The 14,144-nt window shown below is 72.0% G+C and carries 16 protein-coding genes; 11 read left to right on the top strand and 5 right to left on the bottom strand.

Translation table 11 applies throughout. From position 1 onward, the window contains the following. Positions 1-119: 119 nt before the first annotated feature. The gene (locus tag ASH01_RS04085; RefSeq protein ID WP_056771632.1) at positions 120-920 is read right to left on the bottom strand and encodes a hypothetical protein; all 801 of its coding nucleotides are present in this window, start codon (positions 918-920) and stop codon (positions 120-122) included. 96 nt (positions 921-1,016) lie between these two features. Here ASH01_RS04085 and mshA point away from each other — a divergent pair, with 96 nt between their 5' ends. From mshA to ASH01_RS04070, 3 genes are read left to right on the top strand one after another with little or no spacing between them, the layout of a single operon-like run. Continuing rightward, positions 1,017-2,366, top strand: a complete 1,350-nt coding sequence (mshA, locus tag ASH01_RS04080) for a D-inositol-3-phosphate glycosyltransferase (protein ID WP_235509520.1) — start codon at positions 1,017-1,019, stop codon at positions 2,364-2,366. After that, positions 2,363-2,905, top strand: coding sequence for a YbjN domain-containing protein (locus ASH01_RS04075; RefSeq protein WP_056771629.1), 543 nt, complete (start codon positions 2,363-2,365; stop codon positions 2,903-2,905). The genes mshA and ASH01_RS04075 overlap by 4 nt, the downstream gene beginning before the upstream one ends. Before the next feature lie 23 nt (positions 2,906-2,928). Continuing rightward, complete coding sequence (locus ASH01_RS04070) at positions 2,929-3,672, top strand: phosphoglyceromutase (protein WP_056771626.1); 744 nt, start codon at positions 2,929-2,931, stop codon at positions 3,670-3,672. A gap of 49 nt (positions 3,673-3,721) precedes the next feature. Here ASH01_RS04070 and ASH01_RS04065 read toward each other — a convergent pair whose 3' ends face one another. Both ASH01_RS04065 and phoU read right to left on the bottom strand, forming a co-directional pair. Further along, the gene (locus ASH01_RS04065; protein ID WP_162263860.1) at positions 3,722-4,672 is read right to left on the bottom strand and encodes a type IV toxin-antitoxin system AbiEi family antitoxin domain-containing protein; all 951 of its coding nucleotides are present in this window, start codon (positions 4,670-4,672) and stop codon (positions 3,722-3,724) included. Between the two features lie 132 nt (positions 4,673-4,804). Then, positions 4,805-5,515: a phosphate signaling complex protein PhoU gene (gene phoU / locus ASH01_RS04060; RefSeq protein WP_020145712.1), complete on the bottom strand. Its 711-nt coding sequence runs from the start codon at positions 5,513-5,515 to the stop codon at positions 4,805-4,807. Between the two features lie 268 nt (positions 5,516-5,783). Here phoU and ASH01_RS04055 point away from each other — a divergent pair, with 268 nt between their 5' ends. Then, a complete protein-coding gene (locus ASH01_RS04055; RefSeq protein ID WP_056771621.1) occupies positions 5,784-7,103 on the top strand; it encodes a sensor histidine kinase in 1,320 nt (439 codons plus the stop codon). Positions 7,104-7,165: 62 nt separating this feature from the next. Continuing rightward, positions 7,166-7,849 (top strand): response regulator transcription factor, encoded by a 684-nt coding sequence (locus ASH01_RS04050; RefSeq protein ID WP_020145710.1) that lies wholly within the window; start codon positions 7,166-7,168, stop codon positions 7,847-7,849. A 79-nt stretch (positions 7,850-7,928) separates the two neighbouring features. On the opposite strand, the gene ASH01_RS04045 is transcribed toward ASH01_RS04050, so the two are convergent. Continuing rightward, positions 7,929-8,450: a hypothetical protein gene (locus ASH01_RS04045; RefSeq protein ID WP_056772675.1), complete on the bottom strand. Its 522-nt coding sequence runs from the start codon at positions 8,448-8,450 to the stop codon at positions 7,929-7,931. 308 nt (positions 8,451-8,758) lie between these two features. Between ASH01_RS04045 and ASH01_RS04040 the strand changes: the two genes are divergently transcribed. From ASH01_RS04040 to ASH01_RS04015, 6 genes are all read left to right on the top strand, one after another. Next, entirely contained in the window at positions 8,759-9,241 is a 483-nt protein-coding gene (locus ASH01_RS04040) for a CarD family transcriptional regulator (RefSeq protein WP_020145708.1), read from the top strand. A gap of 13 nt (positions 9,242-9,254) precedes the next feature. Then, positions 9,255-9,962: a 2-C-methyl-D-erythritol 4-phosphate cytidylyltransferase gene (gene ispD / locus ASH01_RS04035; RefSeq protein ID WP_056772672.1), complete on the top strand. Its 708-nt coding sequence runs from the start codon at positions 9,255-9,257 to the stop codon at positions 9,960-9,962. A 112-nt stretch (positions 9,963-10,074) separates the two neighbouring features. After that, on the top strand, positions 10,075-10,872 hold the full coding sequence (locus ASH01_RS04030) for an SDR family oxidoreductase (protein ID WP_056771618.1): 798 nt from the start codon (positions 10,075-10,077) through the stop codon (positions 10,870-10,872). Next, a complete protein-coding gene (ispF, locus tag ASH01_RS04025; RefSeq protein WP_056771615.1) occupies positions 10,872-11,390 on the top strand; it encodes a 2-C-methyl-D-erythritol 2,4-cyclodiphosphate synthase in 519 nt (172 codons plus the stop codon). The genes ASH01_RS04030 and ispF overlap by 1 nt, the downstream gene beginning before the upstream one ends. A 169-nt stretch (positions 11,391-11,559) precedes the next feature. Continuing rightward, on the top strand, positions 11,560-12,642 hold the full coding sequence (locus tag ASH01_RS04020; protein ID WP_056771613.1) for an S-(hydroxymethyl)mycothiol dehydrogenase: 1,083 nt from the start codon (positions 11,560-11,562) through the stop codon (positions 12,640-12,642). Then, on the top strand, positions 12,639-13,313 hold the full coding sequence (locus tag ASH01_RS04015; RefSeq protein WP_056771610.1) for an MBL fold metallo-hydrolase: 675 nt from the start codon (positions 12,639-12,641) through the stop codon (positions 13,311-13,313). Before ASH01_RS04020 ends, ASH01_RS04015 begins: the two co-directional genes overlap by 4 nt. Positions 13,314-13,385: 72 nt before the next feature. Here ASH01_RS04015 and ASH01_RS04010 read toward each other — a convergent pair whose 3' ends face one another. Then, the gene (locus ASH01_RS04010; protein WP_156415407.1) at positions 13,386-14,135 is read right to left on the bottom strand and encodes a hypothetical protein; all 750 of its coding nucleotides are present in this window, start codon (positions 14,133-14,135) and stop codon (positions 13,386-13,388) included. Positions 14,136-14,144: the final 9 nt, after the last annotated feature.

The following is a 14,144-nucleotide window of genomic DNA, read 5'->3' as shown; positions in this document are numbered from 1 at the left end:
CCGTGCGACATGGTGCCGAGCGTACGCCGACGGCACGGCCGTCGGTGGCTTGCGTTTCCTGTGAGTCCCCCGCGGGGGGCGGCGCCACGGCCAAACGGGCGCAAACCTCCCGAACCGCCTCAGCGGCCGAGCGGGGCCACCGCTGTCCAGTCGACGGTGAGCTCGCCGAGCCGCCAGCGCGAGGGGCCGTCGAGCAGCGGCCAGCGCTCGCGGACCTCCGTCGCAGCGGCGAGGAAGCGCTGACGTGCGCCCCACGACGACTGCGGCGCGCTACGGGCCCACGCCCGGTCGAGGTCGGCGAGGAAGGCGTGGACGGGCTCGCCCGGCACGTTGCGGTGGATGAGCGACTTGGGCAGCCGCTCGGCGACGTCGGACGGGCGCCCGAGGCCGCCCATGCGCAGCGAGATCGTCAGGCTGACGGGACCGGCCTTGTCGACCGCGACCCACGATGCGCGGCGGCCGATCTCGTCGCAGGTGCCGTCGACGAGGAGCCCGTCCGGCGCCAGGCGCTCCTGGACGAGGGCCCAGGCGGCCGGCACCTCGTCCTCGGCGTACTGCCGCAGCACGTTGAAGGCGCGCACCACCGTGGGACGCTCGCCGTCGTCGAGCGGCACCTCGAAGCCGCCGAGCCGGAAGGTCAGGCCGTCCCGCTCGAGCGGCTTGCCGGCGGCCACCCGAGCCGGCTCGATCTCGATGCCGACGACCCTGACGTCGGCGCGCACCTGCCGCAGCCGGTCGTGCAGCTCGACCGCCGTGATGGGCGAGGCGCCGTAGCCGAGGTCGACGACGACCGGGGGTGTCGGGCTGCGCCGGAGGCGCCACGCCTGCGGTCCGGCGATCCACCGGTCGCACCGCCTCAGCCGGTTCGGGTTCGTCGTCCCACGGGTCACGGTGCCGACGGGGCGCTGGCATGGGGGCACCTCCGCAGCCTAGCCAGCGCCGGTCGGAGGTGTTCCGGGGTCGCCGGCGACCGCGGAATACATCGAATCGCGCGTGTGGTTGAGTCGAGGAAGAGCATGACGACGAACGACGCGCAGGACGAAGGGATGCCGATGGCGGCCGATCCGAGACGGGTGGCGATGATCAGCGTGCACACCTCGCCCCTCGAGCAGCCCGGTACGGGTGACGCCGGGGGCCTCAACGTCTACGTCGCCGAGACCGCGAAGGAGCTCGCCGCGCGCGGGATCGAGGTCGACATCTTCACCCGCCGCACCACCGGCGCGACGCCGATCGAGTCCGACCTCGTGCCGGGCGTGCGCGTGCGCCACGTGACCGCGGGCCCCTACGAGGGCCTCGCCAAGGAGGACCTGCCGGGCCAGCTCTGCGCCTTCTCGGCCGGCATCATGCAGGCCGGGCTCTCGGTCCCCGAGGACCACTACGACCTCGTCCACTCGCACTACTGGCTCTCGGGTCAGGTCGGCTGGCTCGCGGCCGACCGCTGGCGCGTCGCGCTCGTCCACACGATGCACACGATGGCGCGCGTCAAGAACCTCCACCTCGCCGAGGGCGACCCGCCGGAGCCCCGCGGCCGCGAGATCGGTGAGGTCCAGGTCGTCGAGGCGGCCGACCGCCTCATCGCCAACACCCAGGACGAGGCCCGCGAGCTCATCGAGCTGTATGCCGCCTCGCCGGCCAAGGTGTCCGTCGTCCCCCCGGGCGTCGACCTGACGACCTTCACCCCCGGGGACCGCAGCGAGGCCCGGCGCGCCCTGGGCCTGCCCGTCGAGGGTCAGCTGCTCCTGTTCGTGGGGCGCATCCAGCCGCTCAAGGCACCCGACGTGCTGCTCCGGGTCGCCGGCGAGCTGCTCCGCCGCGACCCCTCCCGCCGCGAGCGCCTCACGGTCGCCGTCCTCGGCGGCCCCAGCGGCAGCGGCCTCACCCGGCCCCACGAGCTCGAGGAGCTGGCCCGCTCGCTCGACATCGACGACGTCGTCCGCTTCGTGTCACCGGTCGACCGCCAGGTGCTCGCGCAGTGGTATCGCGCCGCCGACCTCGTCCTCGTGCCGAGCCACTCGGAGTCCTTCGGTCTCGTCGCCATCGAGGCGCAGGCCTGTGGCACCCCCGTCGTCGCGGCGCACGTCGGCGGCCTCCCGACCGCCGTCGGAGACGCCGGCGTCCTCGTCGACGGTCACGCGACCCCCGACTGGACCGACGCCGTCGAGTCCCTGCTGCGCGACGACGACCGCCGTCTCGCGCTGGGCTCCGCGGCGGTCGCGCACGCGGCGCAGTTCGGCTGGGGAGCGACCACCGACCGGCTCCTCGAGGTCTACCGGCAGGCGATCCGTGAACGGGCCGACGGCGGCAACGAGTCGCCCATCGACGAGGGCCAGAGCCTCGTCGGGGTCCCGACGGCGGTGATCCCGTGAGCGCCGAGCCGCAGGAGACCGCCCCCGCTGATGACTCACCGGGCGCGGCCGCCGAGGCCCGCCTCACGGCATACCTCGACTCCGTCGGGCTCGAGTGGGAGCTCGGCGGGCGCCCGGGGGAGTACGTCGTCACCCTGCCCGGCGAGAAGAAGCTCAAGACCGTCGTGTCGGTGCTCGTGCGCGACCGGACGACGAGCGTCAGCGCCTTCGTCATCCGCAACCCGGACGAGAACCACGAGGCGTTCTACCGCACCCTCCTGCGCAAGAACCTCCGGTTGCAGGGCGTCGCCTACGCCGTCGACACCGACGGCGACGTCTACCTGCGCGGCGAGGTGCCGACGGTCGCGGTGGAGCCCGAGCACCTCGACCAGCTCTTCGGGATCGTCCTGTCGGCGAGCGACGACGTCTTCAACGAGCTGCTCGCGCTCGGCTTCCTCGGCTCGATGCGCAAGGAGTGGGCCTGGCGGGTCTCACGCGGCGAGTCGACGCGCAACCTCGACGCCTTCCGTCACCTGCTGGACGACGGCTCGGACGCGTGATCGGCCGTCGCTAGGCTGGCGCCATGACCTACACGCTCGTCCTCGTCCGCCACGGCGAAAGCGACTGGAACGCCAAGAACCTCTTCACGGGGTGGGTCGACGTCGACCTCACCGACAAGGGCCGTGCCGAGGGCGTGCGCGCCGGCGAGCAGCTCAAGGCCGCCGGCATCCTGCCCGACATCGTGCACACCTCGCTCCTGCGCCGGGCCATCACGACCGCGAACCTCTCGCTCGACGCCGCGGACCGTCACTGGATCCCCGTCAAGCGTGACTGGCGCCTCAACGAGCGCCACTACGGCGCGCTCCAGGGCAAGGACAAGAAGCAGACCCTCGAGCAGTACGGCGAGGAGCAGTTCATGCTGTGGCGCCGCTCCTACGACGTGCCGCCGCCGCCCATCGAGCAGGACGACGAGTTCTCGCAGCATGGTGACGCGCGCTACGCCGGCCTCGGTGCCGCGATGCCCGCGACCGAGTGCCTCAAGGACGTCGTGACCCGTCTGATGCCCTACTGGGAGAACGAGATCCAGACCGACCTCGCCGACGGCCTGACCGTCATGGTCGCCGCCCACGGCAACTCGCTGCGCGCCCTCGTCAAGACGCTCGACGGCATCTCCGACGACGACATCGCCGGCCTCAACATCCCGACCGGCATGCCGCTCGTCTACGAGCTCGACGAGTCGTTCCGCCCCGTCACGCCGGGTGGGCGCTACCTCGACCCCGAGGCCGCTCGCGCCGCCGCGGAGGCCGTCGCCAACCAGGGCCGCTGACCCGCCCAAGCCTCTGCCTGCCTGGAGGGTTGGCGCTGCTCCGGCAACGTCAACCCTCCATGCGCCGGCGGACCGCGCAGTCCCGACGGCGGCACGGACGCGCTCGTCCGGACCATCCGCGGCTGCGGAAGATCGCCTCGAGCTCGAGTGCCGTCTCGCACGGCGTCACCGCGACGTCGGTCCAGTAGACCCGAGCCGTCAGCCAGTCGTCGGCGGCGTTGCGTCGGTCCCGGCGGCCGTCACGCTGCTGGTTCGCCCAGCCGGCGTGACCGAGTCTGCCGTCGACCTCGACCTTGACGCGAAACGGCTCGTAGTCGTTGTCCCACCGTGTGTCTCCGCGACCGGCGGCCTGTCGGTGCGCTGACGGGAGCCCGTGCGCCTGCTCCACGTCGCGGGTGTAGCGACGTTCGGCGGGGCTCTCGGCCCCGTCCTCGACATCGCCCAAGACCTCGAGCAAGAGGGTCCTGTGCGCCTGGCCGGGCCGTTGCTCCAGCGCGTTTCGGAGGTTGCGCAGGGTCGTGCGGCGCGTTTGGACGGCCTTGGCGATGAGGCCGACGGCGCGGTCCACAGGCCGGCCGGCGGCCAGGTCGAACACCGTGTGGTCGAGGCTGATGCGGTGGGGCCACGCACGCTCGTCGGTACGTTGGTAGGCGTACTGGCTCCGGGTCACGACGATCCCTTCGGTTGCCTCCGGCCTTCGGTCGACCGGGACGGCGACGTGGATGTCCGGTCCCGGGTGCGGGATGAGTCCCCAGAGGAAACCGGCGCTCGGTCCGCACAGGGCTGCGGGGATGCCGATCCTCAGCAGGGCGGCCAGGGCCCGCGACTCCCAGTCGTCACGGCCCGGCGTCGTGGAGTAGACGCCGCGCTGCACGGCGACCCAGCGTCCGGACTCGACACGCCATCTGACCGCTGCCTCGGTCAGGCCCGCCCCGAGGGCCTGGGTGCGTGTGACGAGGCCCAGCTGCGCCGCAGCGTGGGCGGCAATGGTGCGCTGCATGACGCACATGCTCGCCGTAGGCGGGGCCCGCTGGCCGTGGTTGTCCCCAGCGTCCGGCGCACGCAGACGCGGGTGGAGGGTTGACGTCGCCGGCGCGACGTCAACCCTCCACCCGCTTGCCTTGTAGCAGGGTCAGGCGTCGTGCTCGATGGCCTCGAGCACGTCGGCGTCCTCGGCGTCCTCGTGGTCGTAGCTGACCTCGGAGTCGTACTCACCCGTGACGAGGTAGATGACGCGGCGAGCGACCGACACGGCGTGGTCGGCGAAGCGCTCGTAGTACCGGCCGACGAGCGTCAGGTCGAGGATCGAGCTGCGCGACCACGACGTGTTCTCGTCGAGCAGGGCGGCGAAGAGCTCGCGGTGGAGGTCGTCCATCGCGTCGTCGTCCTTCTCGAGCGCGATGGCCGCAGCTACGTCCTTGCTCGCGATGATCGACCCGCACTTGGCGACGATCGACTCGGCGACCTGGCCCATCTGCAGGATGTGCGAGCGCAGCTCCGGCGGCACGGCCGAGTCGGGTGTGCGCAGGCGGGCGACCTTGGCGACGTGACGGGCGAGGTCGCCCATCCGCTCGAGGTCCGAGCTCATGTGCATCGCCGTCACGACGATGCGCAGGTCGGTGGCGACGGGCTGCTGGCGGGCCAGCAGGTCGATCGACAGCTCGTCGAGCTCGATGCGGATGTCGTCGAGCTTGCGGTCGGCCTCGATGACCGACTCCGCGAGGTGGACGTCGGCGTCGAGGAGCGCGGTCGTGGCGCGGGAGATGGCCGACCCCGCGAGCCGGGTCAGCTCGACGAGCTGGTCCGAGATCGTGTCGAGGTCCTCGTGGAACTGGTCGCGCATGGTCTTCCTGTCAGTTGCCGGTCGTGCGTGGTCGTGCGTTGCCGTCTGCACCGGTGTGACGTGCGGCGGCGCCGTGTCGGGAGCCAGCCTGCCACTCGCGACGCGCGCGGGACGGCATACGTTCGCGGTGTCACGTCCCCCGCTGGTGCAGAGGTTGGCAGGGCTTCGTGAATGGGTGGGGACGCCAAGGTGAACAGTGGGTTCGCGCTCCGCACGCGCGTGTCCCGCGTGGTCCGAGTCTGTCGGCGTGATGCGTACGCTGAGTGTCGTGGACCCGACGACAGCGGCAACGCTCGGTGGCATCGCCGGCCTCGCCCTGGGCGGCGTGGCGATGGTCGCCGTGCGCCTGTCGGACCGCTCGACGGCGGCCGAGACGCCCCCGCCGCCCGCTCCGCCGCTGCCCCCCGGCGTCGGTGAGGTCATCGCCGTGCTCCGCTCGAGCGGCATCCTCGTCGACTCGTCCGACCGGGTCGTCAACAACTCACCCGCCGCCGTCGCCCAGGGCCTGGTGCGCGGCCAGGAGCTCGTCCACCCGGAGCTGCTCCACCTCGCCCGCGCCGTGCGCCGCGACGGTGTCATCCGCGAGGCCGAGCTGACCCTGCAGAAGGGCATCGGCGACGGCCGTCTCGTCGTCGCCGCCCGGGTCGCGCCCCTCGGCGCCGACCACGTGCTCCTCCTCGTCGAGGACCGCTCCAAGGCGGCCCGCGTCGAGGAGATCCGCCGCGACTTCCTCGCCAACGTCAGCCACGAGCTCAAGACCCCGGTCGGCGGCATCTCGCTGCTCGCCGAGGCCGTGCTCGACGCGCACGACGACCCCGAGGCGGTCGCGCGCTTCGCGAAGCGGATCAGCGTCGAGTCCGAGCGGCTGACGCGACTCGTCAAGGAGATCGTCGAGCTCTCGCGCCTCCAGGGCGCCGACGTCATCAAGGACCCGACGGTCATCGACGTCGGTGCGTGCGCGCGAGACGCCGCCGACCGCAGCCGACTCATCGCCGACGAGCACCGCATCGAGATCGTGACGGCCATCGATGAGGGCTGTGAGGTGTGGGGTGACGCCGAGCTCGTGACCACGGCCATCAGCAACCTCGTCGGCAACGCCATCGCCTACTCCGACGGCGGCACCCGTGTCGGCGTCATGGTGCGTCGAGGTCGCCCGGGTGTCATCGACGTCTCCGTCACCGACCAGGGACTCGGCATCGCGCCCGACGAGCAGCAGCGCATCTTCGAGCGCTTCTACCGCGTCGACACGGCCCGGTCGCGGGCCACCGGCGGCACCGGGCTGGGCCTGGCCATCGTCAAGCACGTCGCCGACAACCACGGCGGCAACGTGTCGGTGTGGTCCGAGCCGGGCCGGGGGTCGACGTTCACCATCGAGCTGCCCGCCGCCAACGCCTCCGCCGCGATCGCGCCCGCCGATCCGACGACGTATGCCGCCCTCCCGCCGTCCGAGCCCGACGTCCCCTCCGAGACCCAGACCGAGACCCAGACCGAGACCCAGACCGAGGCCGAGGTCGACGCCGGGCGCGGCGGCGCGCCTGAGGCCGAGCCGTCCCGCGGCACCGGCCCGACCCCGTCCGTCAACGCCTAGTCACGTCCCCACTGCCTGAGCAGCCCACCAGCCCCACGCTGCCCGACCCCGAGAGGCCCGTAGTGAGTCGCATTCTCATCGTCGAGGACGAGGTGTCGTTCTCCGACCCCTTGTCCTACCTGTTGAAGAAGGAGGGCTACGACGTCGCCGTGGCCGAGACCGGGCCCGACGGCCTGGCCGAGTTCGACAAGAACGGCGCCGACCTCGTCCTGCTCGACCTCATGCTGCCCGGCCTCTCGGGGGTCGACGTGTGCCGCGCGCTGCGCCAGCGCTCCTCGGTGCCGGTCATCATGCTGACCGCCAAGGACAGCGAGATCGACAAGGTCGTCGGCCTAGAGATCGGTGCCGACGACTACGTCACGAAGCCCTACTCGAGCCGTGAGCTGCTCGCGCGCGTCAAGGCCGTGCTGCGTCGCCTCGCCGAGCCGGAGGACCTGCTGCCCTCGACGCTCGAGTCGGGACCGGTCCGGATGGACGTCGAGCGCCACACCGTGAGCGTCCAGGGGCGGTCGGCGTCGCTGCCGCTCAAGGAGTTCGAGCTGCTCGAGATGCTGCTGCGCAACTCCGGTCGCGTCCTGACCCGCATGCAGCTCATCGACCGCGTCTGGGGCAGCGACTACGTCGGCGACACGAAGACGCTCGACGTCCACGTGAAGCGCCTCCGCGCGAAGATCGAGCCCGACCCGGCCAACCCGGTGCACATCGTCACCGTGCGCGGGCTCGGCTACAAGTTCGAGGCCGGCTGAGCCGAGCGGTGTGCCGGCGGCCGTGCCCCGCACACCTGCTGCGGTCTGACGATCGGGAGCAGTCCCCCGACGGTGGGGCTCAGCTGCCGGTGGGCGCGGGCGTCACCGTGGCGTAGTAGCCGCTCGCCGTGAGCACGGGCACCTTGACGACGGTCGTGCCGCCGGCGCTCGACGTGATGGTGACGGGAACGAGGCCGCCCGGCTTGGTCTTGACGTCGGTCAGCTGCAGACCCTTGCCGGCGAGGTTCACCTGCTCGCGCGGGCCGAGCTGCACCTCCGAGCCGCTGGGCGCGCTCGTGGCGTTGGGGTCGGCCTGGGGCGCGATCTGGACGGTCATGTCCTGCTCGCCGAGGTTGATGGCCGAGCCGGAGATCACGACCGTCCCGCTGCCGTCACCGACGAGCGCGAGGTCGCGCACGGCGAGCTCTCCCACGTCGGCGGGGACGCCGTCCGCCGGGACGTAGGGCGTGTTGGTCTGGACGGGCGAGTTGACCTGGCACCCGGTCGTCACGACGGCGAGGGCGACACCGGCGAGCACCGTCGACACCCGGCGGGTGGACGAGCGACGCGCGGGGGTCAGGGCGGGGTATCGACGCTTCACGGGCGACAGCCTACCGGCGTACGACTCGTCGGACCCGTGCACCCGCCGTCACGGCCCGGCGGGCGCGCCGAGCCGACGTCGGCCGCGGCTCCGACGCGATGTCCACCGGCCGCCGACGGGCGCCTCGGCCGCCCTGATCCGTCCCCCAGAGGCTGGCGCGAAGCATGCCGAACGGCGTTCTGTCAAGACGTCACATATCGCGTCCCGGGCCTCGACTGTGGCTCTGACCTGCACAGATGCCGGATCCTGAGATCGCGATGTGCACAGCTTCGTGATAATCTGGAGGTCGCGAAAGGGGAAAACAGCAGATGGTTTTCAAGGTCGGCGAGACGGTCGTGTACCCCCACCACGGGGCTGCACTCATCGAAGAGATCAACACACGCACGATCAAGGGAGAGGACAAGCTCTACCTCAAGCTCAAGGTCGCCCAAGGTGACCTGACGATCGAGGTCCCCGCCGAGAACTGCGACCTCGTGGGTGTCCGCGACGTCGTCGGCAAGGAAGGCCTCGACCGCGTTTTCGAGGTGCTCCGCACGCCGCACACCGAGGAGCCGACCAACTGGTCGCGTCGCTACAAGGCGAACCTCGAGAAGCTTGCGTCGGGTGACGTCATCAAGGTCGCCGAGGTCGTGCGCGACCTGTGGCGTCGTGACCAGGACCGTGGTCTGTCGGCCGGCGAGAAGCGCATGCTCGCCAAGGCCCGCCAGATCCTCGTCTCCGAGCTCGCGCTCGCGGAGAAGACGAACGAGGAGAAGGCAGAGACCATCCTCGACGAGGTCCTCGCTTCCTGATCAGGGCAGCACACTGAACAACGAGACCGGAGCCGGTCGCGTCGGCGTCATCGTCGTCGCGGCCGGCTCCGGCTCGCGTCTGGGGGCACGTGTGCCCAAGGCGTTCGTGCCCCTCGCCGGGCTGCCCCTGCTCGGGCACGCCCTGCGGGGGGTCCTGTCGTGCGCCGCGGTGGCCCAGGTCGTCCTCGTCGTCCCCGACACCCACCGGGCGCAGGCCGACGAGCTCGCCGAGGGCGTATGCCGTGAGCTCGGGTCCGCGACGCCGGTGACCGTCGTGCCGGGCGGGGCCGAGCGGGGCGACTCCGTCGCGGCCGGTCTGCGGGTGCTCGGCGGGGACGTCGACATCGTCCTCGTCCACGACGCCGCCCGGTGCCTGACGCCGGTCGACGTCTTCGACCGGGTGGTCGCCGCCGTCGCGGCAGGCGCCGTGGCGGTCGTGCCCGGCACCGCGGTCGTCGACACGATCAAGCAGGTCGACGGCGACGGGTTCGTCGTCGCCACCCCCGACCGCTCGGGCCTGCGCGCGGTGCAGACGCCCCAGGGCTTCCGCCGTGACGTCCTCGAGCGCGCCCACGCCGGGTCGAGCGACGCCACCGACGACGCCGGGCTCGTCGAGCGGCTGGGGGAGCGGGTCCTCGTCGTCGAGGGTGACCCACGGGCCCTCAAGGTCACGACGCCGAGCGACCTCGAGGCCGCGGCCCGCCTGCTCGGCGCCTCCTGACCTCGGACCCGACCGCGGACCCGAGCTCGGGCCCCACCGTCGTTCGAGGTGTTCCGCGGTCACGGGTGACCGCAGCAGACATCGAACCCGGGAGTTGCCTATCCTCGGCAGCGTGACGACCGACCCCAGCACCGCCCTGTCCCGACCGACGGCTCTCATCACCGGTGGTGGCACCGGCATCGGTGCGGCCATCGCGCGGCGGCTGTCGCGCGACGGCTTCGACGTCGTCGTCGCCGGCCGTCGCCGCGAGAAGCTCGACGAGGTCGTGGCCGACATCGAGGGCGCCGGCGGCTCGGCCCGTGCGCTCGTCATGGACGTCACCGACCCGGCGTCGGTGACCGAGGGCGTCGCGTCGCTCGGTCGGTGCGACGTCGTCGTCAACAACGCCGGCGGCGCGCTCGGGGTGACTCGCGTCGAGGACGGTGACCCCGAGGAGTGGGAGCGGATGTTCGCCTCGAACGTCGTGGGGACCCTGCGCGTCACCCAGGCCGTGCTGCCGCTGCTGCGACGCTCCTCCCGGGCCACGATCGTCGACATCAGCTCGATCGCCGGTGAGCGCGTCTACGAGGGTGGCGCCGGCTACGTCGCGGCCAAGCACGGCACGTCCGTCGTGTCCGAGACCCTCCGGCTCGAGCTCAACGGCGAGAACATCCGCGTCGTCGACATCCGGCCCGGCATGGTCCACACCGAGGAGTTCTCCCTGACCCGGCTCCACGGGGACCGCGCCGCGGCCGACAAGGTCTACGACGGGGTCGACCGTCCGCTCGTGGCCGACGACGTCGCGGAGTGCGTCGGTTTCGTCGTCGGGCTGCCGCAGCACGTCAACATCGACACGATGGTCATCAAGCCGGTGGCGCAGGCCGCTCCCCACAAGATCCACCGCGGCCCGATCGACTGGAAGGACGCCTGATGACGTCGCTCCCGCGCGTCGGGGTGGGCGTCGACGTCCACGCGTACGCCCCCGAGGGGACCGACCGCGAGCTGTGGGTCGCCGGGCTGCACTGGCCGGGGGAGCGGGGTCTCGACGGCCACTCCGACGCGGACGTCGCGGCCCACGCGGCGTGCGACGCGATCTTCTCGGCGGCCGGGATCGGTGACCTGGGCGCGCACTTCGGCACGTCGCGCCCCGAGCTCGCCGGAGCCTCCGGCGTCACGCTGCTCACCGAGGCGGCACGGCTCGTGCGCGAGGCCGGCTTCGAGATCGGCAACATCGCGGTCCAGGTCGTCGGCAACCGGCCCAAGGTCGGCACCCGCCGCGCAGAGGCCGAGGCGGTGCTCACCTCCGCCGCAGGAGCGCCCGTGTCGGTGAGCGGCACGACGACCGACGGGCTGGGCCTGACCGGCCGCGGCGAGGGCGTCGCCGCCGTCGCGACGGCTCTGGTCGTCCCCACCTCCCCGTCGAGTGAGCGCTCCGCACCAGTCGAGTGAGCGCGCCGTCCCAGGCGGGGCACGCGCGGACGCACCGGACGTGACCGGGCGCTCACTCGTGTGTGGCTGGGCGCTCACTCGAGGGTGACGGGGAGGCCGCCCGCATCGAGCGGGGGGAGGGTCTGTCAGGATCGAGGGGACCGCAGGGACGCACGCCGAGGGAGCCAACATGCCGCAGACCGTCAAGGGTGTCATCAGCCGCAGCAAGGGGGCCGACGTCGAGGTCGTCGACGTCGTCGTGCCGGACCCGGGCCCGGGTGAGGCGGTCGTCAAGATCGAGACCTGCGGGGTGTGCCACACCGACCTCCACTACCGCGAGGGCGGCATCAACGACGACTACCCCTTCCTGCTCGGCCACGAGGCCGCCGGCTACGTCGAGGCCGTGGGCGAGGGCGTCACCGACGTCGCCCCGGGCGACTTCGTCATCCTCAACTGGCGCGCCGTGTGCGGCCAGTGCCGGGCCTGCGCCAAGGGCAAGCCCTGGTACTGCTTCAACACGCACAACGCCACGCAGAAGATGACGCTGACCGACGGGACCGAGCTGACCCCCGCCCTGGGCATCGGAGCCTTCATCGAGAAGACGCTCGTCGCCGCCGGCCAGTGCACCAAGGTGCCCGAGGCCGACGCCGCTGCCGTCGGTCTGCTCGGCTGCGGCGTCATGGCCGGCTTCGGTGCCGCCGTCAACACGGGCGGCGTGGGACGCGGCGACTCGATCGCCGTCATCGGCTGCGGAGGCGTCGGCAACGCGGCGATCGCCGGTGCCAAGGTGGCCGGCGCGACGACGATCATCGCCGTCGACGTCAGCGACGCGAAGCTCGAGCAGGCCAAGCACTTCGGCGCGACGCACACCGTCAACAGCACGGACACCGACGCCGTCGAGGCGATCCGCAGCCTCACCGACGGCAACGGCGCCGACGTCGTCGTCGAGGCGGTCGGACGCCCCGAGACCTACGAGCAGGCCTTCTACGCGCGAGACCTCGCCGGCACCGTCGTCCTCGTCGGCGTGCCCACGCCGGACCAGCAGGTCACCCTGCCGATGATCGAGATCTTCGGCCGTGGGGGCTGCCTCAAGTCCAGCTGGTACGGCGACTGCCTCCCGAGCCGTGACTTCCCGATGCTCGTCGACCTCTACAAGCAGGGCCGTTTCGACCTCGACGCCTTCGTCTCCGAGCGGATCGGCCTCGCGGACATCGAGGCGGCGTTCGACAAGATGCACGCCGGTGAGGTCCTGCGATCGGTGGTCGAGCTGTGAGCGCCGACGCGGCGGGCGACCGGGTCACGCCCTCGCAGGGCGGCGTCCGCATCGACCACACGACGACCGCGGGCACCTTCAGCCTCGACGGCGGCACGTGGGAGGTCGAGAACAATGTCTGGGTGATCGGCGACGACACGGAGTGCGTCGTCATCGACGCCCCGCACGACGCCGGCCCGATCCTCGAGCTCGTCGGTGACCGCCGCCTGACCCACGTCCTGCTGACGCACGCGCACGACGACCACGTCACGGTCGTGCCCGAGCTGCTCGCCGCCCATCCCGGGGCGAAGGTCGCGCTCCACCCCGACGACCGCGTCCTGTGGGACCAGAGCCACCCCGACCTCGCCCCGTCGCTGGACCTCGCCGGCGGCGACGTCGTGCAGGTCGGCGACGTCGAGCTCTTCGTGCTGCACACCCCCGGCCACGCGCCGGGAGCCTGCTGCTTCCACGCCCGCGACCTCGGGGTCGTCTTCACCGGTGACACGCTCTTCCAGGGCGGCCCCGGCGCGACCGGTCGGTCCTACTCCGACTTCCCGACCATCGTCGAGTCGATCAAGGACCAGCTGCTCTCCCTCCCACCCGAGACGGTCGTCCTCACCGGTCACGGCCGAGCGACGACCATCGGCGACGAGAAGCCGGACGTCGAGGAGTGGATCCGCCGGGGTCACTGACCCACCTGCCGAGCCACCCGGCATACGCAAGCGGGCGTATGCCGGGTGCCCGGGTCGGCGGTCCCCGCTCGCTCAGGCGCGGGGCGCGTCGCGCAGCAGGCTGATCTTCTGCCAGATCTTGCGGCCCATACCGGTCGTGAGGTTCTCGATCTCGCTCACGGTGTCGAGGACGAGGGCGTCCGTCGACTCCTCGGCGCACAGGGCGGCGGCCTTGGACGTCAGCGACAGCAGCTCGGAGCAGTACTCGAGGTAGAGGGCGTAGTCGCGCACCGACATCGTGCGCGGGCTGACGACCTCGTCGCCCGCCACCGTGCCGAGCCGGGTGTCGGGCAGCAGCGCCGCCGGGTCCTTGCTCATCTGGTGCATGTCGATGATGTGGGCGAGCGAGCGGAGGCGGTGCAGCCGGCGGATGAGGTCGTTGCGCACGACCCGGTCGGCGAGCGACAGGAGGAACCAGATCGCGATGCCGGCGAAGACGAGGTCGTTGATGAGGCTCTCGACGACGGGCAGCCACTCGAAGGCGGCGACGGACCCGGCCCGGGCGACGGCGTCACGCACCGCGATGCCGACCGCGACGAGCGACACGGCGAGTACGACGACGATGAGGGCCCGCGAGGTCCACAGGAGGCCGGCCCGCTGGGCGGGGGCGCGGCGGCGGCGGTCGAGGAGGGCGTCGACGACCTTGCCGAGCTCCTCGGTCGCGGCACGCAGCCCGGGGTGGCGGGGCAGGTAGGTGTCGATGCGTTCGCCGAGGTAGCTGATGACGGCGCGCACCTCGGAACCGTCGAGCCGCTCGTAGCTCGTGAGCCGCGGTTGCGCCATGGCCCGAGC

Source organism: Terrabacter sp. Soil811 (genome assembly GCF_001429655.1).
Classification (GTDB): Bacteria; Actinomycetota; Actinomycetes; order Actinomycetales; family Dermatophilaceae; genus Terrabacter.
This window is presented reverse-complemented; position numbering and strand designations above follow the sequence as displayed.

Bases quoted from the DNA above. Each gene is read 5' to 3' on its own strand.
- ASH01_RS04010 (WP_156415407.1), bottom strand. From the start codon at position 14,135: ATGGCGCAACCGCGGCTCACGAGCTACGAGCGGCTCGACGGTTCCGAG.
- ASH01_RS04020 (WP_056771613.1), top strand. From the start codon at position 11,560: ATGCCGCAGACCGTCAAGGGTGTCATCAGCCGCAGCAAGGGGGCCGAC.
- ASH01_RS04065 (WP_162263860.1), bottom strand. From the start codon at position 4,672: ATGCAGCGCACCATTGCCGCCCACGCTGCGGCGCAGCTGGGCCTCGTC.
- phoU (WP_020145712.1), bottom strand. From the start codon at position 5,515: ATGCGCGACCAGTTCCACGAGGACCTCGACACGATCTCGGACCAGCTC.
- ispF (WP_056771615.1), top strand. From the start codon at position 10,872: ATGACGTCGCTCCCGCGCGTCGGGGTGGGCGTCGACGTCCACGCGTAC.
- ASH01_RS04040 (WP_020145708.1), top strand. From the start codon at position 8,759: ATGGTTTTCAAGGTCGGCGAGACGGTCGTGTACCCCCACCACGGGGCT.
- mshA (WP_235509520.1), top strand. From the start codon at position 1,017: ATGACGACGAACGACGCGCAGGACGAAGGGATGCCGATGGCGGCCGAT.
- ASH01_RS04070 (WP_056771626.1), top strand. From the start codon at position 2,929: ATGACCTACACGCTCGTCCTCGTCCGCCACGGCGAAAGCGACTGGAAC.